Below are 22,905 nucleotides of genomic sequence, written 5' to 3' on the forward strand. Positions count from 1 at the left end.
GTCAGGCCGTCGATCCCCATCTCATTGAAGCGCGAGATCCAGAGCCGGAGAGCACGCTCGCTCACACAACTGTTGCGCAGGACGTGCTCGTAGCTAACGCCGATCATCAGCAAGTGCATGGCGTTGAGACGCCGGGATGACTTGCCGTCAGGGCAGCACCTCATCGCCAGCTCAAGCTCTTCGAGCGAGCAGGTTTCAGCATTCGGAAGCTGTCGGGAACGGCCGATCCCGCAGGGTCGTCCATTTCAAACAGTCGTACAAGTCTTTCCTCACCCTTTTCGGAAAAGACTTTTGGCAAAGGGTCTATTTCCGAGCGAGGGCTTCCACCGCCGCCAAACAGGCGGCGGTGCGGGTCTCCACCTGCAGGGCCGCAAAGATCTCAAGCACATGCTTTTTGACCGTGCTCTCACTGATCTGAAGAATGGTGGCAATGTCCCCATTGGTTTTTCCCTGAGCCAACCATAGGAGAGTTTCCGCGACTCGCGGAGTGAGATCAAAGGCTCGCTCCAGCGGAGCGGCTGAGCCAAAATCGGGAACGAAGGTACGATCTACAGCTCGCTGAAGGCGGGAGGTGATGGCGGCGAGGAGTTCGACTTTGGGAACCGGCTTGGTAAGATAGTCATCGGCACCCAGGTTCATCCCGGAACGAATATCAGGTTTTTCCCCCTTGGCGGTGAGAAAGATGAACGGCGTGGCGCGCGTGGCAGATTCGGAGCGCAAGGCGCGCAAGACACCGTAGCCGTCCAGTTCGGGCATCATCACGTCGCATAGGATCAGATCCGGTTCTTCTGTCCGCGCCGCTTCGATCCCGGTAAGACCGTTTTCGGCGACGAGGGGTTGATACTTCTCGAGGCGTAGGATGGTCGCGAGGTTGCGGCGCATCTCCGGTTCATCTTCGATGATGAGAATCTTTTTCATGGTGAGCATTCAGTGCGCAGGGAAAGGAATTGAAACGGTGAAGGTCGTACCTTCACCCTCACGGCTATCAATTGCCAGAGTGCCACCATGGAGTTCGACGCTCTGCTTGACGATGACGAGACCGAGTCCGGTGCCCGGAGTTTGACCGACATTTGATCCGCGACGAAACGCCTCGAAAAGAACCGGCAAATCGCTTTTGGGAATCCCGATTCCTCGATCGCTGATGGAAAAGACCCAGGCTTCGGAAGTCGCGCATGCGTTGAAGGTGACCCGTTGACCGGGAGGTGAGTACTTCACGGCGTTATTCAAGAGATTGAGCAGAATATGTCTCAGCAAGCGTTCATCCGCCTGAGCATGGTCAGGTCTCGTTTGGGTGGAGAACTCGATGGGACAGCGTCCTTCCGTGGTGGATGCGACTTCGTCGACCAGGCTCCGACAAAGGCCCTCCAGATCGAGTGGGCGAGGGAGAAATTCCATCTTTCCCGAGTCGAGTCGGCCGAGCAACAGGACATCTTCCATCAGGCGGGCCATGCGACGAGAATTCTTGGTGATCGACCGGAGTTGATCTTGTCGTTCGATCGGATCGAGTTGCTCGAGGTAGTCGTTCAGGATCTCCGCAGAGGATTGGATGATACCAAGAGGTGTTCGGAACTCATGCGAGACCATCGAAACGAAATTGCTCTTCAGCTGGTTCAGTTCTCGTTCTCGTTCTAAAGACCGCTTGAGTTCCTCCTCCGCGCGCTTGCGTTGCGAAATGTCGGTGACGACTGCCTGCATCAGGCTCTTCTCGCCATTGGGGATGCGGCTGAGCACGACATCCAATGCGACTTCGTGACCCTGTGAGTGGAGATGGGTCCATTCGAATCGCGCGGTTCCTTCGGTGAGGCATCTTAGGATTTCCCTTTGGGCCATCTCATCAGATCTTTCACCGCTGGGTTGGTACTCGGCGGCGAATTCGGCAGGATGCCTTCCGGCGAAGTCTTCTTTGGCGAGTCCGAAGAGAGCTGCAGCGGCAGGATTGACCTCAGCGAAGTTCGCATTTTCGTCGTGAAGCATGACGCCCTGCCGGGATTGCTCGAAAAGGTTCCGAAATTTCTCTTCTGATTCGCGAAGCTCACGAGTGCGCTCGGCGATGCGCTGTTCGAGGTGTTGATTCAGTTCCTGGATTTCTTCTTCGGCTTGTTTGCGATTGGTCGTGTCTTCATGGACGCAGACGACCTCGATGAGCTGCCCCGATTCTGGGTCCACGACGGGAAACATCGTTGAACCAATCCATCGAACTCCCTTGGCAAGGCGCCCTTCTCCGATGCGCATCTCGAAGGGAATCGGTGGGATGCTGACGACTTCCCCAGAGAAGGCACGCTCGATGTACGGACTCAATCCGGCTTCAAGCAATTGTGGATCGGTGCGAATGTTGAATTCATCGAGATCGGGAATCACCTCGGCGAACAACTCCCGGAAGGCCGCATTTTCGCGTCGACTGGTGCCTTCGGGAGCGAAGATCTGGATGCTGAGGGGTGCTTGCTCGAAAAGGCGTCCCCAGCGCGATTCGGAGACACGGAGGTCTTCTTCGATGCGCTTGCTTTGTTCGATGTTTCGCGTGGTCGTGAGAATCAAGCTGTGGTCGCCGAGGGAAAGCTGCGTGGCGACAATGTCGACGCGCGTCAGCTGACCATCGACCCGCTTCATCAGCCATTCGAATCGATGGCTACCATGGCGTAGGGTGAGTTCGGTGGCTTCTCTGGCCACCTCTGCCGAGGTTCTTCCATCGGATTGGAATTCTGGAGCGACATCGACCGGGCTCAGGCCAAAGACTTGTGCTGGGTCGGTTGCCCCGAGGGCCAAGGCGGATGCCCGATTGCAATCGACGAACTGACCGGTGGACGGGTCGATCAGAGTCATGGCATCGGCGCTGCGCTCGAACATCAGGCGAAACCATTCATCCCGGAAGACGAGGGAATTGCGAGAGGCGCCGGCAGGTGGATGCATGGCTGGGATATGCCTGAATCGTTGGCGTTTGGAAAGGAGCGGGAGATGGGTCTTTCGGCCCATTGATGGTGCGGGGGAGATCTGGCAGGCATGCCGACCGAAATTTTGATCTTCATGAAACGGCTTCCATTGCTTCTTTCTTTTTGCCCCATTGCTTGCCTCGCGGTGGCTTTGGCCGAACCCCAGTGCCGGGTGGACTCGCTTGGCCGCTTTGAGGTGACGACTGAGTTTCCTGCAGGGACTCGGCATGCGTCCCTAGAGTATACGGATGATCTATCCTCCGGCTCTTGGAGGAAGATGATGGCATCTCCGACGGGAACCCGTGCGGGCCGGGTGACTTTTCGTCTCCCGCGAAGCAGCGAGCGGGGATTCGCCCGGGTGGTGGTGTCCACCGACGATGATCTTCCTGATACCGAGTTGGACGATTCCGATCTGGTGACCGTGAGATACGGGGCGCCCATCGCAGAAGGAATGAAGATTGCCTTCCTCCAGGAAGCAGCGGTGCAGATGCGCGGTGCCTCGGAGCTGTCGCCTGCCGAATACGTCGATCAGTTGGTGGAATGGGCGGAGGGGATGCCTGAGATCGATTCAGCCGAACTTTCGCCGGTGGCTGGAGACATCACGGTTCGCTTCAAGGATGGAGATTTCTGTGTGCTGATGAACGATGCGCGTGGGTACGATGCACCCCAACGGCTCGCGCCCTTGGCGGAAGGTGTGCCGACTCCTGCGGCCGGGCGGAGGGGAAAATCGGTCGCGGTGGGGAGTTTGCCGGGCACGCGCCGAGCAATCACAGCCTTTTCTCTTGAGAGTACCTTTCCCAATTCGGCACCCACTTTGTGCGGCTGGCTGCAGAGCCGGGGATACGACAGCACGGATTTTCCCTCCACGACGGTCCAGCAAGTGATGCAATGGTCGGGGCCTGGCAATCCACTAGGGGTGTTGTTTTGGCACGCGCACGGTTGTTCCTATAAGAAGGAGGATGGCAGCGAGGGAATCGGAATCATCACCCGTGAACTGACCGGTATCACCCATCCGGTATACGGTGAGATGCGGGAAAGCGGTGAGTTGATGTTGGCAATCGACAAAAACCAGGAACTTCCCTACTACGGCATCACCAGTAAATTTATTCGGAGCCGGATGCGGTTTGCCCCTCATTCCGTGGTGATGATTGATGCATGCTGCGGCGGGCATCCCGATCTTGGAGAGGCATTTTTGGCGGCGGGGGTGGGAACTTATGTCAGCTGGGATTGGCTTTCGGGGCCCGACAGCGGCACGCCCTGTCTCAAGATTTTCGATCGCCTCTTGGGGACGAATGCGGAACCGCCGATATCGATGCCGAAGGAGCGCTCATTCGCGCTGGGGACGGTCCAGGGATGGATGGCCTTGTTTGGATACGACGTCGATCCGAGTCCTCCATTTCAAAAACAGGAGCGTCCGAATGCCAAGCTGCTTTGGTATCATCACCCCAGCCAACCCGGTCACATTCTGGTGCCATCGATCATGCGGGTTTTGGCCGAGGCGCGCAGCGATGCAGAGCCATTCAGCAAGTATCTCATCGAAGGTGACTTTGGACCAGATCCTGGGAGCACGCGTCGGAAGGTGACCTGGGGTGGCCAAACGATGAGCGTGCTTCGTTGGGATCCACTGGATGGCATCGTGATCCGAATTCCCGATCATCCGCCAGTTGGGGAGATTCAGGTGGAGATGGCGAAGGACTACGAAGTATTTAGTAATAAGGTGCCGATCTCCGAATGGCAAGTGCCCTTCGAGTATTCGGTCCACGGCGAAGGTTCTTTGGGGGCGTCCATGAATCTGCAGGTAAAGTTTCGAGGAGACATTCATGGCTCGCGCGGGATGCCGGAAATGGAGCCGCAGTACCTTCCTGTGGTGTTTTCAAACATGGCCGATTGCACGGGAACCATCTCAGCGGGTGGAACTTGGGTCACCAGTGAGAGCTCGTCATTGTCGTGGTCGGGAGGATCCACTCTTCTTTCAGAGGATGCGGGTCAGGGAGAGTGGGGAGTGGTTGACCAGAGAATCTTCAATCAAGGAGCCCTTTTGGTACAGGGAGGAAGTACGCTATGGTTCGGACTTCAGGCGTCGGGGCGATTCACGGAGACCGAGCGTTGGAGGGATAGCAATGGTGCGGTTCACGAGATGGTGCGCGAGCAGCACCTGAGTCTTGACGCTGCCCCCTTCTTGTTGGGGCAGCCTCTATCCTTCATTCCATCGACTGGTCGCCTTTCCAGCGGTAATCGCTCAGTTTGGGGAGACCTTGAAACTGCGGTTCTTTCTTGGCCAGCAGTCACTCCGCGGTTTGCGCCTACGGAGGACACCATCCGCTGACACTGCCATCTCTTCTACTATGTCCATGATGACCCTAAAACACACCACACTATCGATCCTCGCAGCGCTTGCGCTGGGAGTCGTGGGCTGGGCTCTCCTGCGAGGCCAGTCCCAAGTCAGTCCCGTTTCCTCCACCACCTCGCAGACGCGGCTTCTCCATGGCGAATACCTAGTGAAGCTGGGTGGGTGTGCGGATTGCCACACGCCGAAAATGATGACGCCTCAAGGTCCTGCCGACGATCCGGCTCGGCGGTTTGCGGGTCATCCCTCGGACATCATTCTGCAGGTCCCTGATGCGGATCCCAGCAACCCCTGGGGAGCTGCCACGGCCGGGATGACGGCATGGACCGGTCCTTGGGGGGTGACTTTTTCCGCGAACCTGACGCCGGATCGAGAGACCGGAATTGGATCCTGGAGTGAGGAGGAGTTCATCCAGGCGTTTCGCACCGGGCGCCATCGGGGAGTGGGTCGGCCCATTCTGCCACCGATGCCATGGCAACCTCTGGCCGAGGCTAAGAAAGAGGACCTGCAAGCCATTTACGCCTATCTGATGAGTCTCCCCGCGGTGAGAAATGCGGTGCCCGATCCCCTCCCGCCAGCGACGGCCGCCAAGTGACCACCCCTCGGTTCGTGCGGCTTGAGAGCTGAAGGGAAGGAACTGGGCCTATCGTTGGAGTCAAAGAACCAACATGCAGTCACCGTAGCTGTAGAAACGGTAGCGCTGTTGAACGGCTTCGCGATAGGCCTTGAGTACCAGGTCGCGCCCGGCGAGGGCGCTGACCAGCATGATGAGGGTGCTCTCGGGGAGGTGGAAATTGGTCAGAAGCGCATCGACGGCGCGGAAGCGATAGGGTGGATAGATGAAGATATCGGTTTCTCCGCGGTGGTCTTGAAGGTCGATGCGCCCAGGTGGTGTTTCGTCGTGTCGGGATCTTCCAAGGTGTTCGAGGACACGGGTGACGGTGGTTCCCACGGCGATGACTCGCCCAGCACGGTTGACTCGGCCCGCGGTCTCCTGGGTTAGCATGTATCGCTCCGAGTGCATGATGTGCTCCTCCGGTCGCTCGGCACTGACGGGTCGGAAAGTGCCCACTCCGACGTGAAGGGTCAGGAAAGCGTGGTCGATGCAGGCGAGCATTTCCGGGGTGAAATGGAGCCCAGCGGTGGGTGCGGCAATGGCTCCTTCCTCCCGGGCGTAGACGGTTTGATAGCGCTCCCGATCTGAGCTTTCGTCATCGCGGCCCATGTAGTGGGGGAGGGCGAGGTGGCCGTGTTGATCGAGGTCGATCGACCCATCCCAGACGATGAGCCGATCACCATTGTCATAGGTTTCTGCTACGGTGCCGAGCGTGCCGCCCACGGTCAAAGTGCGCCCGATGCGCATCTTCTTTCCTGGGCGAACTAGGCAGCGCCACTCCGTGGGTGACAGCCGATCGAGACACAGCAGTTCAATTTTGCCGTCATCAGAAAAGACTCGGGCGGGAATGACGCGGGTGTCGTTGAGGACAAGGAGGTCATCGGCTCGAAGGTAGCTGGGCAAGTCGAGGAACTGGCGGTGCTCGATTTGGCCGGTTTCTCGATGGATGACCATCATACGGGATGCGGACCGGTCAGCGAGGGGCCGGGAGGCGATCAATTCGTCCGGAAGATCGTAGTGGAAATCCCTTGTCGTCAGAGCCATGCGGGCGGTCTAGCCGGATGGATGGCGTGGAGAAATGGAAAAGCGCATGAAAATGCGTGCGATCATGGTTACGAATTTGGGGGAAGTTTCGAGCTGCCAGCCATCGCTTTCTTGCGTTTGATGGTGGACTGATGCCGGTACAGCTGCATTCCCTCGTTTGTCAGAACTGCGGAGCGGACTTGAAAGTCGATGATTCCGTGAGGTTTGTGACCTGTAAGTACTGTTCTTCACGACTGGAGGTGGTGCATGATCCATCGGTGACGTACACCAAGGTCCTTGAGGAGATGCTCGGGAATCAGCGGTCGTTGGAGCGGGAGATGAAGTTAAGGCGCCTTTCCAACCAACTTGTGGAGCTGGATCAGAACTGGGAAAGGTACCGGGAAGCCGTGTCGATCAAGACCAAGCAGGGGCACCTGATCGAGCCCGATTCGCGAACGGTTCTGGGTCCACTGGTTGCGGGATTGCTTCTTGTGGCCTTATCTTTGAGTGTGGGATTTCAGGCGGGAGGTGGAGCGATGTTGCTGGGTGGAGTGTTGGCGGGAGCGATCCTGTTGGTGGTTCATTTCTTGTGCCATGGGATTCGACTCAAGGCGAAGGAGTTTCGCGGGATCCGCCATCGGTACCTTCGGGAGCGTACGGCTCTGAAGGGGCAAATTCATGGTTTGGAGAAGAAGCAGGCAGCCCGGGGATGAGGGATTTCCCGGGTGGGTCTCATCAGGTCCCCCCTTGCACTCCGGGGTGGATGCCCTAGGAAACATTCATGCATCCATTTCTCGCTGACGCCTTCCATGTCCGTTGGTCCACGCTGGTGGCCACTGCTGTTGAACCGGACATCCGACACGCACTCGATGTGGCCCGAGCACGCATTCAGAAAATCGCTGAGCAGGACCCTGCAACGGCGGACTACGATTCGACTTTTGGAGCTTTGGAGGAGGCGACGGATCTTCTCGATCGCGGTTGGGGCCGCCTGAATCACCTCGATTCGGTGTGTGATTCCCCCGAGCAGCGAGCGGCGTTGAATGCGATGTTGCCGGAAGTCTCGGAGTTCTATTCTTCGATCCCACTGAATGCGAAGCTGTGGTCGATCCTGCATGCCTTTGGTGAGTCCGCTGCAGTGGATCTGCTCGATCCTGTGCGCCAACGCTTTGTCGAGGAGACGATGCAGGATTTCACCCAGGCGGGTGCGAATCTTCCCGATGAGGAGAAGGAGCAGATTGCAGCGATTCAGGCTGAGTTGTCGAAGTTGACGAAGAAGTATTCTGAGAACGTGCTCGATTCGACAAATGCCTGGGAACTGGTGGTCGATGATGAAGCCAAGCTGACGGGACTTCCGGGCTCGGCGAAGGCGGCTGCCTTGGCGAATGCGAAGGCCAAGGGTTTGGCCACGGAGGAAAAGCCAGCTTGGCGATTTACTCTGCAGTTTCCTTCGATGTTTCCGGTGATGCAACACGTCGAGGACGACGGGATTCGCCGGCAGGTCTGGGAGGCATCGGTGGGAGTGGCTGCGACGGGTGAGTTCGATAACACCCCGTTGATTTGGAAGATTCTCGAGCTGCGCCAGAAGAAGGCTCAATTGTTGGGCTATGCGCATTTCTCAGATCTGACCTTGCTGCGCCGGATGGCCCGAAACGGGGAAACCGCGCTTAAGTTCGTGGTAGATCTGCATGAGCGGGTGGCCGCGCCCTTCGAGGGCGAGTGCCAGGAATTGGTGGCCTACAAAGCAGCGAAAACCGGTGAACCGGAGACCCCCCTGCAACCTTGGGAAACCGCCTACTGGGCGGAGAAGCGCCGCAAGGAAGAATACGACCTCGATGATGAGGCGTTGCGCCCGTACTTCCCGGTGGACCGCGTGATGGCGGGAATGTTCGAGCTGTGCTCAAGGTTGTTCGGCATCCGAATTGAGGAGAAAGAGGCAGCCTATTTCGAACATGGAGCACGTCCGGCCGAGAGCGATGCCATCGAGGTCTGGCATCCTGAGGTGAAATTTTACGATCTTCACGACGCCGAAAACGGTGAGCACTTGGGGTCCTTTTATGCGGATTGGCATCCTCGTGAGTCGAAGCGGGGCGGAGCATGGATGAACTCCATTGAGACTGGCTTGCCACCGGCGGAGGGGACTGAGCGCAAACCGCATCTGGGATTGATCATCGGGAACATGAGTCCGCCTGTGGACGGCAAGCCGGCCCTGCTGACCCACCAGGAGGTAGAAACCATTTTTCACGAATTTGGTCACCTGCTTCACGGTTTGCTTAGCGATGTTCCGGTGCGGTCGTTGGCGGGAACCAGCGTGCCGTGGGACTTTGTTGAGCTGCCTTCGCAGATCATGGAGAACTTCTGCTGGGATCGAGCCTCATTGGATCTTTTCGCCCGTCACTTCGAGTCGGGTCAGCCTATTCCTGAGGAGCTTTTCGACCGCATGCTGGCCGCTCGCAACTACATGAGTGCCTCGGGTTTCATGCGCCAGTTGGCCTTCGGCAAGTTGGATCTGGAGCTGCACTTGCATCTTGAGCGCTATGCCGGCCGGGATCTTGATGAAGTCGATGCTGAGATTCTAGAGGGTTACAAAGCGCCGCTTGGAACGCCGACTCCGAGTATGGCTCGGCGCTTTGGGCATTTGTTTGGATCGCCGACCGGGTATGCCTCGGGGTACTACTCTTATAAGTGGGCGGAGGTGCTGGATGCTGATGCATTTACCCGTTTCCAAGGCGATGGGGTGATTTCGGAAAAAGTGGGCCGCGAATTCCGCGAGCACATTCTTTCGAAGGGCAATTCGGCTCCGGTCGACGAACTTTATCGTCGATTCATGGGTCGGGATCCGGAGTTGGAACCCCTGCTGATTCGTTCCGGCCTCGGCGTGCCCATGGTCGCTTGAAACTCTGCGGGGATTCGGTTTCCTCCGCGGAGAGCGAGCCTCGTGCGGAGGAACCGAATCGCTTTCACTTGCCGCGCCCTGCTGGGCTTCTCAGGTTTCGCGCATGCGCATCGGAGTGCTCTACCTCGTGTCCGGCCCATCGGGTTCCGGGAAGTCCACGCTTTGCCGTCGGCTGGCAGCTGAGGGTGAGGCGGAGTTCTCCGTTTCTTGCACGACCCGCCAGCCTCGCCAGGGGGAATCGCATGGCCGCGAATACCATTTCTTGGATCGCGAGACTTTTTCCCGGCGAATTGAGGCTGGGGAGTATCTGGAGCATGCTGAGGTCCACGGGAACCATTATGGGACGCTGAAAAGCGAGGTCATCGGGCGCCTGAAGTCGGGTGTCGACGTGGTGATGGATATCGACGTTCAAGGCGCGGCTCAGGTGCGGGCCAGTGAGGATCCGTTGATTCGTCGTGCTCTGGTGGATCTGTTTGTGATGCCGCCCGATGAGGAGGAGTTGGCGGCTCGCCTGAAAGGGCGTGCGACCGACAGTGAGGAGGTGATCGCCCTGCGGTTGCGCAATGCGATCGAGGAAATGGCTCACTGGCAAGAGTACCAATACCGCTTGGTATCGGCGACTCATGAGGAGGATTACACACGCTTCAAGGCGCTTCTTTTGGGCGAACGGTTGCGAGTGACGCGGACCTTGGTTCCTTGAAAAAAGCAGAATATGCGGAGTTGAATCCGGGCTTCGCGTAGCGTGATTCTCCCTGCGCTGACAAGCTCGGGACGTCGGCTGGAGGTGCCTCCACTCTCTCTTCAGGGAGAGCCTTCGGCCCTTTGTCCCTCCCTTGCCTCGCCATGAAACCGATCGGATCGACGCGCCTCACCGGGTACGGATCTTGGATTGGGGTGGTGGTGCTGGGGGTGACTCTCGCGACCATGCAGGTTCCCTACCGCCAAGGGGCGAGCCGACCTCCATCGGAGAGAAGTGCCACACGGAGCGGGGGAATTCGCGAGCGAACGAAGCTTGCTCCGGGTTCCTCTGAGAGTTCCGGCTGTTTCGTGAGTGCTCCGCTCACCTCGGTGGTGGTGCTGTGGTACTTCGGAGCGCACACCATTTTCCAACGCCGAAGGATGCTACCGCCAGGGTTCAGGTGACGGCAGGGCATTCAAGAGGTCGCAGGGAGGACAGACGCTCGATTCTCACCGAGTTGTTCGCTTCGATTCTGGTTCCGTCTGGGGGAACCGATCGAGCGGATGATTTCGAAGGGGTTTACGTGGGAATCGAGCGTTCTGTTGTTTTCGGTGCCGGGAAGTTCCATGCCCGTCGATTGACATCGTGGCGGATGAAGCTTGGATGGGAACGGCGTTTCATCGCATCGAAATCCTCAACTCTTCAAACTTATGTCAGATGCATCTCCATTGGCCGATCGGCTCAATCAGGTTCTCGCGGATTCTTATGCCCTGATGGCATTGACCCATTCCGCTCACTGGAATGTCGAAGGTCCCGGTTTCTTCGCCCTCCACACGGCCTTTCAGGCCCAATACGAAGAATTGTTCACGGCGATCGACGAAATTGCCGAACGAATTCGGGCAATTGGGGCATACGCGGTGGGCGGTTTGGGGAATTTGGCCGAAGAGGCGGGGTTGAAAGAATTTAAGGCCCCGTTGAGTCAGGAGGCCTATGTGGCAGCCTTGCTGGAAGCCAATGAGAAGTTGGTGAACGATGCGGCAGCGGCCCGAGATTTCGCGGGGGAAATCCACGATCCGGAGAGCGAAGATTTGATGGTGGGACGCATCACGCTCCACCAAAAGACGATCTGGATGCTGAAGAGCTTCCTAAAATGAAATTTGCAGAGTCGTGGGGTCAGAGGAAGCACTTCACCATGCCCGTTCCGCATCCGCCGAGGATCATCAATAAGGCCAGAATCGTTCCTAGCTCAAAGATGCGGTAAAAGCCCCGGGCTCCCCAAAGCCAGCGGAAGTGGCAAAACAGGGCGGCACCTCCATAGCCGAGGGCGATCCAGCGGGCGGGCGCGCCACGAACCCAATCGGGTTGGTGTTCTCCAAACCAGATGATTTCCTCATTTTGCCATCCGCGAAAAGCGAAGACTCCGATCAAGCAAGGGAGAAGCAGGCCCAGAAGGATCTGCTTCCCCGGACTTGCCGTGGGTGGGTAGGACAAATCGGCCGCAAGCTCGGTGTCTTGCTCGTAGACGGACCGATTCCACCAGCTCATTGAGGACTCACGGCCGAGGTGAGGAAGGGCTTGAGGTCGAGGAAGTCCTGCCCGTGAATGATTTCAGCGAGGATGGGCGCATCCACGAGTTCCTCAATGACTCCTTTGTTGGTGATGGCCGCCGTGTCGAGTTCGTCCTGAAGATGGTTGAGCACCAGACCTGCTACTTCCAATCCGCTGGCGCGAATGTCCTCCACGGTGAGGATGGTGTGATTCAGAGCCCCGAGCCGGTTCGCAACGACCACGATCACTGGATGGGCGATGTCGGTGGCGAGATCGGCCATGTCATAGTCGTCGGCGAGAGGAACCCGCCAGCCGCCCGCGCCTTCCACGACGACGTGGTCGAAGCGTTTTTCAAATTGCTTCAGATCCGCGAGGATGGCGCCAGGATTGATGCGTGAGTCATCCAGCATGGCTGCGATTTTCGGCGCAACTGCGGCTTTCAGGTAGATCGGGTTGACTTCGTCGACGGCGAGCCCGCCAGAAGCTTCCGCCAAGGCCAGCGCATCGTCGCGGTCCCCACAGGCGACCGGCTTGTATCCTGCGGCAGCGATGCCTTGCTCACGCAAGGTGGTGACCAGCAGCCGGGCAAACCAAGTTTTGCCGACGCCCGTATCCGTTCCAGTAATGAACCAGCTCATTGGGGGGTATCGTAGGCTCGAGCTTCGTCTTCCGGCACAATAATCGCCCGCTTGGGGGGCTCATTGCCGATTTCGTCCTCCCACACGCCGTCAGCGATCAGTTGCGCCCGGATCACCATCCAGATCGCGATCGCCAGAATCAGCGAGATCAGCTTCGGACCCAGATTCCTGCGAAACGCCTTTCTCATGTTCCTTCGATTTGCCCAGGAAGATTTCTTCCATTCGTTCCTGGAATTTCTCCACCGACAGACCTCTCTCGATCTGTCCGTCCATGCAAATGGATATCGCGCCAGTTTCTTCGCTGACGACCACACAGACCGAGTCGGTTTCCTCGGTGAGTCCGATGGCGGCACGGTGGCGGAGACCGATGGAACGGTCGCTCAACTCCTTCTGGCTCACGGGCAGAACACAGGCAGCCGCCTGGATGCGCTCTTCGGCGAGGATCAGAGCTCCATCGTGCAGGGGACTCTTTGGATAGAAGAGTGATTGGGCCAGTTCGGGCGAAAAGATGGCATTGATGGTGACCCCGGTGTCCTGCTGGGGTTTGAGGGAAATGTTGCGCTCGATGGCAAAGAGAGCCCCGACGCGCTTTTTCGAGAGTGACACAACGGCTTCGCCGAGAATGCCGAGGAATGCTACCTGGCGGCGCTCGTTGCGCAGCAACCAGTCAAGCCATCGACTGCTCCCCACGCGCGCAAGCGCGGTGCGGATCTCCGGCTGGAAAATCACCGGCAGTGCCACCAACAGGACGAACAGGGCCTTCGTGACGAGCCAGGTGATCACCTGAAACTTGAAGAGCTGCAAAAGTCCGGTGAAGACCACCAGGATGACCACAAGACCGACGAGAATTCGCGCGCCCCGGGTCGCGCGGAAAGCTCGGTAGACCTGATAGATCAAGAAGGTCAGCACGAGAATCTCGATCGCGTGCCTCCAATGCTGACTGACGAAATCCCAAAGCATGGACGGCGGAGGATAGAACCGGATGCCCGTGGCTGTCACCTGATATCCCGCGGGAGCGGGGGGCGTTGACGCCAAAGGTCTCCTTGGGTAGAACCTTTTCCCACCCCTACCATGTCTGCTGATCTCCTCCGCTTTCCTTGCCCGAATTGTCAATCGGTGCTCACGGTGCCCGCAGCTATGGCGGGAGTTCGTGGTCCCTGCCCCATCTGCTCGGCGGAGATTGAAGCCCCCAAGGTTTCGCCGGTCGAACCGATCCCGGTCCTTCACGCTCCCCCATGCCCGGCTCCAACAGGTGCTCCGACGGGGGTTTCCCCGCGCAGTTTGGCACCGCGCCAGATGGTGCAAGATCGACCGCGTTCGATTGAGGCTCGATCGATGGAAGATTTTCAGCGCAGCACCCAGTCGGCGGCGCCCCGTCGGAGTTCGCGACGTCCTTCTGCGGAGCGTGGCGGCATGAATGTTCTGTTGAGAATTGGGGTGCCGTTGTTGCTCTTCATTGCAGGTGCGGCGGTTGTGATTCTGGTGTTGAAGGCTCGGCGAGATCGGCAGTGGGCAGCACTGACGTTGCCTTCATTGGAAACATCCGAAACTCCGCCTGCCAATTTTCCAGGTGAGGGTGCGCGCCCGGATCCGAATGCTTTGTCTCCGGCGAGTGCAGGGACTCCTGCCCCGGCCGCATCCGCAGGGCCGCCGAGGCCCGAGCCGCCGACTTTGAATGAAATGCAGGCCGCCAAGCGGCAGGCGACATCTTTCCTGAAAGCCACCTCGTTGGGGCAGCGGCTGGAAATGATCGAGCCAGCACTTCCCGCGCAGGAATTGGAGTCGACTGTGGCGGCGGGCCCTTTTCCTGAGATCGTGACACTGCGGGAATTGCCGCCGAACCGGAACGAGGTGGAGGGCTTCATTGACTTCCCTTTCCTGGTCACTTTTCAAGGAGACGCTCCACTGCGGCAGATGCTCTTGATGGTGCGGACTCGGGGTCAGCAGGAGCCCAAAGTGCTCATCCAGCCGGTCTTGGATCTGTTGGGGGAGCGACTGGCGGCATTTGCAGCGGAGCCGCAAGAGACGCCGATGCCTCAGGCTTTCCGCGCAGTCATTGAGCCGATGCCAAGAGTGTTCGAGAAGGGTGTGCCGAATTCCGACGACAAGTTCACTTTCAAGCTTCTAACCGCCGATGGTGGGGCGGAGATTGCTCGCGCCTATTGCAGCGTCCATTCCAAGTTGTCGGAGGAGCTGTCCGATGAGGAATTGCGGGCCCGAGATGCGGTGCCTTCACGTTTCCGTTGGGGGCGACGCATCCCAGCAACGATTCTTCTTCAGTGGAACAACACGGATGATCCGGAGCACCCCTACCTCTGGGTGCCAGATCTCAAGAGCCTGGATTGGTCTCCTTGATCCATCCGGCTTGCTTGAGGGCGACGACTCCACCGTGAAGCACGGAAACTTCGCCCCCGAGCAGATCGGGGTAGGTTTTCAGGGCCTCTGCGAGTTCATGACTGAGGCCGCAATGAATGTCGCCACAATAGACCACGATTCGGCGGGCCTGGAGCAGTTCCTCGAAGTGGGGAATCAATTGGTCGGCGAGGGGCTGATCACTCAGGGTCGTCAGATGGATTGATCCAGGCAGTCCATCGGAGCGCCATTCGGACTCGCGACGGGCATCGACGAAAAGCACACCCTCGCGGCCTTCGTTTTGGAGCGTTTCCAAGGCGATTTCACCCTCGGCGAGAGGGGTTTGCTCCATTTCGATGGCGGGAATGCCGCTCGGTTTCCCGTCGGCTAGCCAGTGGCCTCCCCCGGCGATCACGACCGCCGCGAGGATCGCGAACATCTCGTGAGTGACTCTCATGAACCGCTCTTCGTCGGCAGCTGAGGCATTTTGCGGATCATGGCAAAGGCCCGCTGGGTGGCATGTCGAGCCACTTTGCAGTCGGTCTCGATCGAAATGATTCCGAGGGCGGGTTTCTCCGTGGAAACCGGAGTGACCTCGATTTCGTAAAGTTTGCCGTCCTCGATGGTTTTGATCTGAGTGTGGAAGCTTTCATTCCCGCAAGCCACTTTGGAGACGTGGATGGGCTCGGAATGGCTCATGGTCACGGTGATGGTCTTGGGGGAAAGGGCATCATTGGGCTCCCAGCGCAGTGTCTTGGGCTCGAGGCTGACGAGGACGGGAATATGAATCTTCGCCTGCAGAACGACCGAGGGCCGAGTGGCCGGATCGTCATCAACCCACAATTGAATCGATTTGCTGGTATCTCCGACAAAGGTTCCGAGATCGAAGACGGTGCGAATCAGGCCCTTTTCTCCCGGTTCGTAGCGCATCTTTCCGCCTTTGACCTTCACCGAGGTGCAGGAGCAGGCCGCCTCGTAGCGCTGAATGGTTACGGCCGTGTCGCTCTCGTTGGAGAAAGGGAAGTCGACGATGACCTCGGTTTGTTCCAGCTCCGCAGTGGCTTCCTGCGAAGCCGACTCGAAGGTGAGGCCACCTGCCTGGGCGACGGCCGCGAACAGGAGAGAGAAAAGGAATGGGAGGCCTGCCTTCATGATGCGGGCACTATGCATCAAGATGCCGCGGGGACAAGCTCGACGGCGATGATCAACCGGCCGCCACGCCATTCAGGACCCAGCACGTAGACGGGTTTGGAGGGGCCGAGCACGACTCCCGATTTGAGAATCTTTTTGCGGCTCAACCACAACTCAAGATCGAGTCGGAGCCCCTTCTCGGGGAGGCGGGATTGGACCTCAAAGCGACACAAAATCTCATCGCTGCCCGCAATCGGCTCTGCCCAGTTCTCGTAGCTGCGGTAGATCGGTTTCACGTCTCCCCCGAGGCGTCGGTAATGCGAGAAATGGAGTGCCTTTTGGGCCTGGAACCGGCGGACCACCTCTTCGGGTGCGGGCACCACCCGGGCACCGGCTTCGGCGGGGTCGCCATTGGTGGCGAAGTAGACTTCCACCTTTGCACGGCCGACCACATCGCGACCGGCGTCCTTGGCCGACACCGGCAAAACCGATGCGATCCAGGCGAGGCTTAGTCCCAGAAGAAGTCTTCGCGTCATGGCGCGTGGGCGATGGGGAGCAAGGGTTGGTCGCGGACGGCCGTTTCCGGTAGCTCCCAGCTGTCGGGGATGGCGCTCACCCCATCGAGGATGATGACCGTGGCGTTTTCTACCGCCACCCACTCGGCGTCGACTCCCGATTCCGGAGTGTAGATCACGGGGGTGAGGGCGGCCATGGGAGGCGCTGGAAGGTCGGGTGTCGGGCTGGAGCCACGACCCGCCCAGAATCCCAAGGCAATCCCGGCGGCTGCGGTAGCAGGAACCAACCAATGGATGGGACGCCGGACCGAGGGCGCGGGTGCGACCGTGGCCGGTGAGGAAACCCCGGCCTCTTGCTGGATTTCACGAAGGATCCGGGCGTTGAAGAACTCGCCGTAAGGGGCGTCTTGAATCAGGGGTGATGCTTTCGCAAACCACGCTTTGCTTTCACGGGCGGCTTCGCGGTGGGCCCACCATTCAGGCTCGGTTTTCGCCCAGGCGTCGATTTCCCGGGACTGGACTTCGTCCAACTCGTCCTCGATCCACAGGGCGAGGGTTTCGTCATCGGGCTTCGTACTCATCTTTCAAAATCGATTGGAGTTTCTTCCGGGCATAAAACAGGCGGCTCATCACCGTGCCGAGAGTGCATTCCATGACTTCGGCAATTTCCTTATACGAAAGGCCATTCACATCTTTCAGCAGAACAGCCTCGCGGTGCTCCGGGGAAAGTTTGTCGAGGGCGGCCTCGATCTTTTCCCGAAGTTCGTCTCCTTCCAGGGATTCGTCAGGCCGACGTTCGCTGGAAGGGGTGGTCAGCGAAGCAGGATCAATCCGTTCTTCGCCGAAGATTTCATCATTCAGTTCGCCACCGGCTTCTGGGCGTTTGCGGCGTGCCCAGTCGTACACCGCATTGTGAGCGATGCGATAAAGCCAGGTTGAGAATTTCGCCTTTGCTTCGAAGCGGGGAAGTGCGCGCCATGCCTTGATGAAGACCTCTTGCGAGAGGTCCCAGGCATCGGCGTCGTTTTTGACCATTTGGCGAATCATGGCGAAAATCCGTCCCCGATGCCGGGTCACCAGCTCGTCATAGGCCTCTGCATCGCCATCCCGTGCGCGCAGGACCCATGGTAGATCGTCCGGCTCATCACCGGCATCCGGGTTCTCATTCGACGCTGCTCGCTCGGATTGATTCATGGAAAATCCGGTGGATTTCCCACCTTTCGTGGCCCGCACCATGGCCGTTCTGGAAGAACATGCCAATGGCCAAGTGATCGGGTGGGTGGTTGGGGAGGGCAAGCGGGAAGCCGATGCGTGCTTCCTATCCGCCGTTCCGAGGGCCGTGACACTCCGGCTGCCCGGCCTCTCGAGGAGGAGAAAGGGGGGCTCAGGCCGCAGTTGGGCGGGAGCCACGGCCCGTTCTCAACACGCGGTTTAGCCGAACAGGTCGAGCTGCGGTGGATTGGGCTCGGGCATGTCCTTAGGGCGGGTGTTCTTCGCCTTGGGACCGCGTTGTTTGGCGTCGGGTTTGGCGGAGTGCATTTCGAGGTGGCTAAGGATGTCGCGGGCGCGATCGATGACGGGGGCGGGGAGGCCGGCGAGGCGGGCGACCTGAATGCCGTAGCTCTTGTCGGCGGGTCCGGGGAGGATCTTGCGCAGGAAGATGATTTCGTCGTTCCACTCGCGGACGGCGACGTTGAAATTGGCGACCGAGGTTTTGGTTTCCGCGAGGTCGGTGAGCTCGTGGTAGTGGGTGGCGAAGAGGGTGCGGCAGGCGATGGTGTCGTGGAGGTGCTCAGCGACGGCCCAGGCAATCGAGAGACCGTCGAAGGTGGCGGTGCCGCGACCGATTTCGTCGAGGATGACGAGGCTCTTGTCGGTGGCGTGGTTGAGGATGAGCGCGGTTTCATTCATCTCGACCATGAAGGTGGATTGGCCGCGGGAGAGGTCGTCGGAGGCGCCGACACGGCAGAAGATGCGGTCGACGAGTCCGACAGTGGCCGCGACGGCGGGAACGCAGGCTCCGATCTGAGCCATCAGGGTGATGAGGGCGACTTGACGGATGTAGGTGGATTTGCCGGCCATGTTGGGGCCGGTAAGGATTTGGACGAGAGATTCTTCGGGCTCGAACGTTGAGTCGTTGGGGACGAATTTTTCGTCGACGAGGGTTTGTTCGAGGACGGGGTGGCGACCGTCTTGAATTTCGAGGCGGCGGCTTTCTTCGAGGAGAGGGCGGCAGTGGTTGTGGGCGCGGGCGGTTTCGGCGAGCCCGGCGAGGACATCGATCTCGGCGATGGCGGCGGCGGTTTCCTGGAGGGGATCGAGATGGGTGCAGACCTGCTGGCGAAGCGAAAGGAAGAGTTCGTATTCGAGCTGCTTGGCCCGCTCCTCGGCACCGAGGACCTTATTTTCCATTTCCTTGAGCGCGGGGGTGATGAAGCGCTCGGCATTGGCCATGGTTTGTTTGCGGGTGTAGTCGTCGGGAATGGTGGCGGAGGCGAGCTTGGCGCTGGTGATTTCGATGAAGTAGCCGAAGACGTTGTTGTATTTGACCTTGAGTGTGTCGATGCCGGTGCGGCGGCGTTCGTCTTCTTGAAGTTTGGCGATCCAGTGTTTGCCATCGCGCGAGGCGGAGCGGAGTTCATCGAGCTCGGCGCTATGGCCATCGCGAATGATGCCGCCATCTTTGATTTGGGCGGGAGGTTCGTCGGAGAGGGCGCTGGAAAGGAGCTCGGTGAGCTGGGTGAAATCGTGAAGGTGCTCGAGGGGGCCCGTCGTGCCGAGGGAAATGAGGTCCTCCTTGAGCGCGGGGATGTGATCGAGAGAGGTTGCGAGAGCGAGGAGGTCGCGGGCGTTGCCGGCCCCTTGGGAGAGGCGGACGGTGGTGCGCTCGACGTCGCGGATGCCGGTGAGAGATTCGCGGATTTTGGAGTGGAGAAAGGGTTCGGCGAGGAAGGCGGCGATGAAATCTTGTCGAGCGAGGAGCGGTTCGAGTTCGCGCAGAGGGTGGAGGATCCAATCGCGCAGGAGTCGGGCACCCATGGGGGTTTTGGTGCGGTCGAGGACTCCGAGCAGGGTGTGTTTGCGGCCAGAACGGGAGTCGATCAGATCGAGGTTGGCCTGCGAGGCAGCATCGATGAGGACGGTGCGGGCGTCCTCGCGGACTTTGAGAGTGCGGAGGTGGTCGCAGGGGCGGCGAAGTTGGTGAATGAGGTAGTGGAGGACGGCACCGGCGGCACCGACCGCAGCATGAAGGCCGTGGCAACCGAAGCCATCAAGCGAGTGGACGCTGAAGTGATCGCACAGCAACTGGCCAGCGGGTTCGGGAAGGAAGGCGAAAGCGTCGTAGGGCTGGCCGGCTCTGAAATCGCCGAAGAGCTCGTGCTGTTCATCGGAGAAAAGCAGCTCGGAAGGAGTCAGGCGGGCGAGTTCGTCGAGGAGCGCCCCGCGGGTATCGAACTCGGCAACGCTGAAGGCGCCCGTGGTATGGTCGACGCAGGCGAGGCCGATTTTTTTTCCAAGGGAGAACACGGCCGCGAGGTGGTTCGGGCGGGAATCGTCGAGGAGGTGTTCTTCGATGACTGAGCCCGCAGAGATGATGCGGGTGATCTCTCGCTCAACGATTTTCCCGGGCACGGGATCGGTGGTTTGCTCGGCGATGGCGACACGTTTGCCGGCTTTGACGAGGCGGGAGATGTAGTTGTCGGCGGCGTGGTAGGGGACGCCGCACATGGGAACCGAATTCCGCCGGGTGAGGGCGACATTGAGGATGGGGGCGGCCTTTTGTGCGTCCTCGAAGAACATTTCGTAGAAGTCCCCAAGCCGAAACAGGAGCAGGACGTCGTCGGGCAGGGAGCGGCGCATGCTTTGATATTGCGCCATCATGGGAGTGAGCTTCGTGCCGGACATCGGCGGGAGGATGAACGGCGATTTCCGCTTCGCCAAGAGGCGAAGGTACGGACGAGGGGGTCGAGGGGCTTTGCCGAGGGTTTGAAAACGCGGGGATCGAGGGTGGAGTGGAGGACTCGTTGACAGGCTTGCGGAAGGGGCCATGTATTGCCGGTGTATGAAGAAGCTGCTCTTCCCGTTGATGGCCGTGGCGCTCGCCACCGTGATGCCCGCCTCCGCTGATGACACGCCGTTGGGTGAGTCGATGGAGTCCTTGAATGATGCTTACAAGGCCATGCGTCGCACCGACGACGCGGCAGAGGGTGCCCAGCTTGCGCGGGATGCCCAGGCCGCTTTGCTCAAAGCCTTTGGAGAAACCCCTGAGCTGGTGGAAAAGGGCGGACATCCAGAGGGTAAGGAAAAGGCCATGGCCGCTTACCGCACTCAGATTGCCCAAGCACTTGTCTCGATGTGTGAGATTGAGGCGGCCTTCCTCGCTGGGGAGAAAGACAAGGTTCAGGAACTCATCGGTTCCTTGCGGGATGCGAAGAAGAAGGGCCACGGTGAGTTCATGGAGGACGAGTGATCTTCATCCCTGACACGCATCCGAAACGATTTTCCCTGAGGGGAGGCGGAGATTCTTCCGCCTCCTCTTTTCACTTTCCGGAGGAGGACTTCCAGCGGAGCTTCGGCCCATGAGCGACGAGGGTCGGATGAAATACGGCATCCTGGGCGAGGACCGTCAGAGTGATGACGAAAAGATTTCCAAGTACACGGGCGAAGTGGCCTGGAGTTATTTGCGGCCTCATTTCCAGAGGGATGCGCTGCTGTGGGTGGACCCGGAGCTGAATCTCGAAGAGGTGGCCAAGGCGTTCACGGATGACGACACCTCACGGGTCGCCAACTGGCTGGGAAATGGGGATTTGGTGCGGGTCGGTCAGTTGCATGCGGCGCAATGGGAAGATGGGGAGGAATTGTTCACGGCGGTGGTGGTGACGCCATTTGTGCTGATGCAGCCGTGCGTGGGCTGATGGCGATTGCGCATCTCCGGCGCTTCGCTTCGCGCCGATTCCTGTCGTCTTGAGTCCCGCTGGACGAGAGGTCAGAGTTCCCACGGTGGCGGATGCCCGCTTCCTGGAACTCTTTGATCTCTGTCATGCTGCTCTATGCTCTGAACGAAGTTGCCGACGAGGAAACCCGCTGCGGGTTGAGCCCGGAATCAACCCGCAAGCTGGTAGGCTTGGGGTTGGACGTGGCCTTTGAACCCGGCTTGGGATCTGGGGCCGATTTTTCAGATGCCGAATATGAGGCGATGGGAGCGAAGCCCATGAAGCGGCTCGAGGGGCTGACCGTGGCGGATGTCGTGTTGTGGGTGACTCCTCCGCCGGCCGAGCTGCTCGGGTTCATGAAGCGAGGGGCGATGGCGGTGGGATTCCTCGCGCCCTTTTCCGTGCCTCTGGGAGGGGGCGAGGTCCCTTTGGAAACTCCGGAAAAAGCCCGATTGGATGCACTCGTCGCGGGTGGGATCACGGGCATCTCGGTGGAGTTGATGCCGCGTTCCACCTTGGCCCAGAAGATGGATGCGATCAGCTCCCAAGCCAACCTGGCAGGTTACGTGGCCATGGTGTTGGCGGCCAGTCGGATGAATAAGATCCTGCCGATGATGATGACTCCTTCGGGGACCATTTCTCCTGCCAAGGTATTCGTGATTGGGATTGGAGTGGCCGGACTTCAGGCGATCGCGACGGCCAAACGGCTCGGAGCCCGGGTGACGGCATTTGATACCCGTGCGGAAGCGCTGGAACAGGCGGAATCCTTGGGGGCGAAGGCGTTGCGGATCGACCTCGGGGAAACGGGATCGACGGATCAAGGATACGCTCGAGAGCTGACTCCCGACCAGGTAGAAAAGCAACGGCTGGGTCAGGCCAAGGTGTGTGCGGAGAGCGATATTGTGCTCTGCACTGCCAAGCTATTTGGCCGCCGTGCGCCATTGTTGGTGGGGCGTGAGGTGGTCGCATCAATGCGATCGGGAGCGATCATTGTCGATCTCGCTGCGGAGACCGGAGGCAATGTGGAGGGGACGGTGATCGGTGAGGAAACGGTGACCGAAAATGGTGTCCGTATTGTGGGGCACCGTCGGTTGGAGTGCTGGGTCGCTCGGGACGCGAGTGCGATGTATGCGAACAATTTGGCTCATTTCATCGAGCATTTCTGGGACGGGGAGGCGAAGTGCCTTCGGCACGATCCCGAGGACCCCATTTTGAAAGGCGCCACGCTCACTCGGGAGGGAGCCTTCGTGAATCCCCATCCGGCTTTTTCCACCCAAGCTTGAACCTCAACTCTCTGAATGC

At 59.3% G+C, this 22,905-nt stretch carries 24 protein-coding genes; 11 read left to right on the forward strand and 13 right to left on the reverse strand.

Features of this window, described 5'->3' with window-relative positions; all coding sequences use genetic code 11:
- The 3 genes from HNR46_RS21585 to HNR46_RS18150 form a co-directional block, all read right to left on the reverse strand.
- Window positions 1-164: helix-turn-helix domain-containing protein (locus HNR46_RS21585; protein ID WP_184021479.1), on the reverse strand; the 164-nt coding region annotated here is incomplete at its 3' end.
- 139 nt (window positions 165-303) lie between these two features.
- The gene (locus HNR46_RS18145; protein ID WP_184021481.1) at window positions 304-918 is read right to left on the reverse strand and encodes a response regulator transcription factor; all 615 of its coding nucleotides are present in this window, start codon (window positions 916-918) and stop codon (window positions 304-306) included.
- A 9-nt stretch (window positions 919-927) separates the two neighbouring features.
- Window positions 928-2,907 carry a PAS domain-containing sensor histidine kinase gene (locus tag HNR46_RS18150; RefSeq protein WP_184021485.1) on the reverse strand — a complete coding sequence of 660 codons (1,980 nt, stop codon included), beginning with the start codon at window positions 2,905-2,907 and terminating at the stop codon, window positions 928-930.
- A 114-nt stretch (window positions 2,908-3,021) separates the two neighbouring features.
- Between HNR46_RS18150 and HNR46_RS18155 the strand changes: the two genes are divergently transcribed.
- Both HNR46_RS18155 and HNR46_RS18160 read left to right on the forward strand, forming a co-directional pair.
- The gene (locus HNR46_RS18155) at window positions 3,022-5,253 is read left to right on the forward strand and encodes a hypothetical protein (protein ID WP_221285274.1); all 2,232 of its coding nucleotides are present in this window, start codon (window positions 3,022-3,024) and stop codon (window positions 5,251-5,253) included.
- Window positions 5,254-5,278: 25 nt separating this feature from the next.
- Window positions 5,279-5,869 carry a diheme cytochrome c-553 gene (locus tag HNR46_RS18160; RefSeq protein ID WP_184021491.1) on the forward strand — a complete coding sequence of 197 codons (591 nt, stop codon included), beginning with the start codon at window positions 5,279-5,281 and terminating at the stop codon, window positions 5,867-5,869.
- 60 nt (window positions 5,870-5,929) lie between these two features.
- On the opposite strand, the gene queA is transcribed toward HNR46_RS18160, so the two are convergent.
- Complete coding sequence (gene queA / locus HNR46_RS18165) at window positions 5,930-6,928, reverse strand: tRNA preQ1(34) S-adenosylmethionine ribosyltransferase-isomerase QueA (protein WP_343076064.1); 999 nt, start codon at window positions 6,926-6,928, stop codon at window positions 5,930-5,932.
- 137 nt (window positions 6,929-7,065) lie between these two features.
- On the opposite strand from queA, the gene HNR46_RS18170 reads away from it, so the two are divergent.
- The 5 genes from HNR46_RS18170 (at window position 7,066) to HNR46_RS18190 (ending at window position 11,639) form a co-directional block, all read left to right on the forward strand.
- Window positions 7,066-7,626 carry a TFIIB-type zinc ribbon-containing protein gene (locus tag HNR46_RS18170; protein ID WP_221285275.1) on the forward strand — a complete coding sequence of 187 codons (561 nt, stop codon included), beginning with the start codon at window positions 7,066-7,068 and terminating at the stop codon, window positions 7,624-7,626.
- Window positions 7,627-7,694: 68 nt separating this feature from the next.
- Entirely contained in the window at window positions 7,695-9,806 is a 2,112-nt protein-coding gene (locus tag HNR46_RS18175) for a M3 family metallopeptidase (RefSeq protein WP_184021499.1), read from the forward strand.
- Between the two features lie 103 nt (window positions 9,807-9,909).
- Window positions 9,910-10,506: a guanylate kinase gene (gene gmk, locus HNR46_RS18180; RefSeq protein ID WP_184021502.1), complete on the forward strand. Its 597-nt coding sequence runs from the start codon at window positions 9,910-9,912 to the stop codon at window positions 10,504-10,506.
- Window positions 10,507-10,649: 143 nt separating this feature from the next.
- Window positions 10,650-10,949, forward strand: coding sequence for a hypothetical protein (locus tag HNR46_RS18185; RefSeq protein WP_184021505.1), 300 nt, complete (start codon window positions 10,650-10,652; stop codon window positions 10,947-10,949).
- 246 nt (window positions 10,950-11,195) lie between these two features.
- The gene (locus HNR46_RS18190; protein WP_184021507.1) at window positions 11,196-11,639 is read left to right on the forward strand and encodes a Dps family protein; all 444 of its coding nucleotides are present in this window, start codon (window positions 11,196-11,198) and stop codon (window positions 11,637-11,639) included.
- Window positions 11,640-11,658: 19 nt separating this feature from the next.
- Here HNR46_RS18190 and HNR46_RS18195 read toward each other — a convergent pair whose 3' ends face one another.
- The 3 genes from HNR46_RS18195 to cdaA form a co-directional block, all read right to left on the reverse strand.
- Window positions 11,659-12,030: a hypothetical protein gene (locus HNR46_RS18195; protein ID WP_184021509.1), complete on the reverse strand. Its 372-nt coding sequence runs from the start codon at window positions 12,028-12,030 to the stop codon at window positions 11,659-11,661.
- Entirely contained in the window at window positions 12,027-12,671 is a 645-nt protein-coding gene (gene bioD, locus HNR46_RS18200) for a dethiobiotin synthase (RefSeq protein ID WP_184021512.1), read from the reverse strand. Before bioD ends, HNR46_RS18195 begins: the two co-directional genes overlap by 4 nt.
- 90 nt (window positions 12,672-12,761) lie before the next feature.
- Entirely contained in the window at window positions 12,762-13,631 is an 870-nt protein-coding gene (cdaA, locus tag HNR46_RS18205; RefSeq protein WP_184021515.1) for a diadenylate cyclase CdaA, read from the reverse strand.
- 111 nt (window positions 13,632-13,742) lie between these two features.
- On the opposite strand from cdaA, the gene HNR46_RS18210 reads away from it, so the two are divergent.
- Window positions 13,743-15,026: a hypothetical protein gene (locus HNR46_RS18210; protein WP_184021518.1), complete on the forward strand. Its 1,284-nt coding sequence runs from the start codon at window positions 13,743-13,745 to the stop codon at window positions 15,024-15,026.
- Here HNR46_RS18210 and HNR46_RS18215 read toward each other — a convergent pair.
- The 6 genes from HNR46_RS18215 to mutS form a co-directional block, all read right to left on the reverse strand.
- Window positions 15,001-15,480, reverse strand: a complete 480-nt coding sequence (locus HNR46_RS18215) for a rhodanese-like domain-containing protein (RefSeq protein ID WP_184021521.1) — start codon at window positions 15,478-15,480, stop codon at window positions 15,001-15,003. The two genes, HNR46_RS18210 and HNR46_RS18215, sit on opposite strands and share 26 nt — an antisense overlap.
- The gene (locus HNR46_RS18220) at window positions 15,477-16,175 is read right to left on the reverse strand and encodes a DUF1573 domain-containing protein (protein WP_184021524.1); all 699 of its coding nucleotides are present in this window, start codon (window positions 16,173-16,175) and stop codon (window positions 15,477-15,479) included. The genes HNR46_RS18215 and HNR46_RS18220 overlap by 4 nt, the downstream gene beginning before the upstream one ends.
- A gap of 17 nt (window positions 16,176-16,192) precedes the next feature.
- Complete coding sequence (locus HNR46_RS18225) at window positions 16,193-16,690, reverse strand: hypothetical protein (RefSeq protein WP_184021527.1); 498 nt, start codon at window positions 16,688-16,690, stop codon at window positions 16,193-16,195.
- Window positions 16,687-17,250, reverse strand: coding sequence for an anti-sigma factor (locus HNR46_RS18230; protein WP_184021530.1), 564 nt, complete (start codon window positions 17,248-17,250; stop codon window positions 16,687-16,689). Before HNR46_RS18230 ends, HNR46_RS18225 begins: the two co-directional genes overlap by 4 nt.
- Window positions 17,231-17,863 (reverse strand): RNA polymerase sigma factor, encoded by a 633-nt coding sequence (locus tag HNR46_RS18235; protein WP_184021533.1) that lies wholly within the window; start codon window positions 17,861-17,863, stop codon window positions 17,231-17,233. The genes HNR46_RS18230 and HNR46_RS18235 overlap by 20 nt, the downstream gene beginning before the upstream one ends.
- 237 nt (window positions 17,864-18,100) lie before the next feature.
- Complete coding sequence (gene mutS / locus HNR46_RS18240) at window positions 18,101-20,575, reverse strand: DNA mismatch repair protein MutS (protein ID WP_246418195.1); 2,475 nt, start codon at window positions 20,573-20,575, stop codon at window positions 18,101-18,103.
- A gap of 157 nt (window positions 20,576-20,732) precedes the next feature.
- Between mutS and HNR46_RS18245 the strand changes: the two genes are divergently transcribed.
- The 3 genes from HNR46_RS18245 (at window position 20,733) to HNR46_RS18255 (ending at window position 22,886) form a co-directional block, all read left to right on the forward strand.
- Window positions 20,733-21,140 carry a cytochrome b562 gene (locus tag HNR46_RS18245; protein WP_184021536.1) on the forward strand — a complete coding sequence of 136 codons (408 nt, stop codon included), beginning with the start codon at window positions 20,733-20,735 and terminating at the stop codon, window positions 21,138-21,140.
- A 109-nt stretch (window positions 21,141-21,249) separates the two neighbouring features.
- On the forward strand, window positions 21,250-21,585 hold the full coding sequence (locus HNR46_RS18250; protein ID WP_184021539.1) for a DUF2288 domain-containing protein: 336 nt from the start codon (window positions 21,250-21,252) through the stop codon (window positions 21,583-21,585).
- A 125-nt stretch (window positions 21,586-21,710) separates the two neighbouring features.
- The gene (locus HNR46_RS18255; RefSeq protein WP_184021542.1) at window positions 21,711-22,886 is read left to right on the forward strand and encodes an NAD(P) transhydrogenase subunit alpha; all 1,176 of its coding nucleotides are present in this window, start codon (window positions 21,711-21,713) and stop codon (window positions 22,884-22,886) included.
- Window positions 22,887-22,905: the final 19 nt, after the last annotated feature.

This window comes from Haloferula luteola (genome assembly GCF_014201715.1).
In the GTDB taxonomy this organism is placed as follows: domain Bacteria; phylum Verrucomicrobiota; class Verrucomicrobiia; order Verrucomicrobiales; family Akkermansiaceae; genus Haloferula; species Haloferula luteola.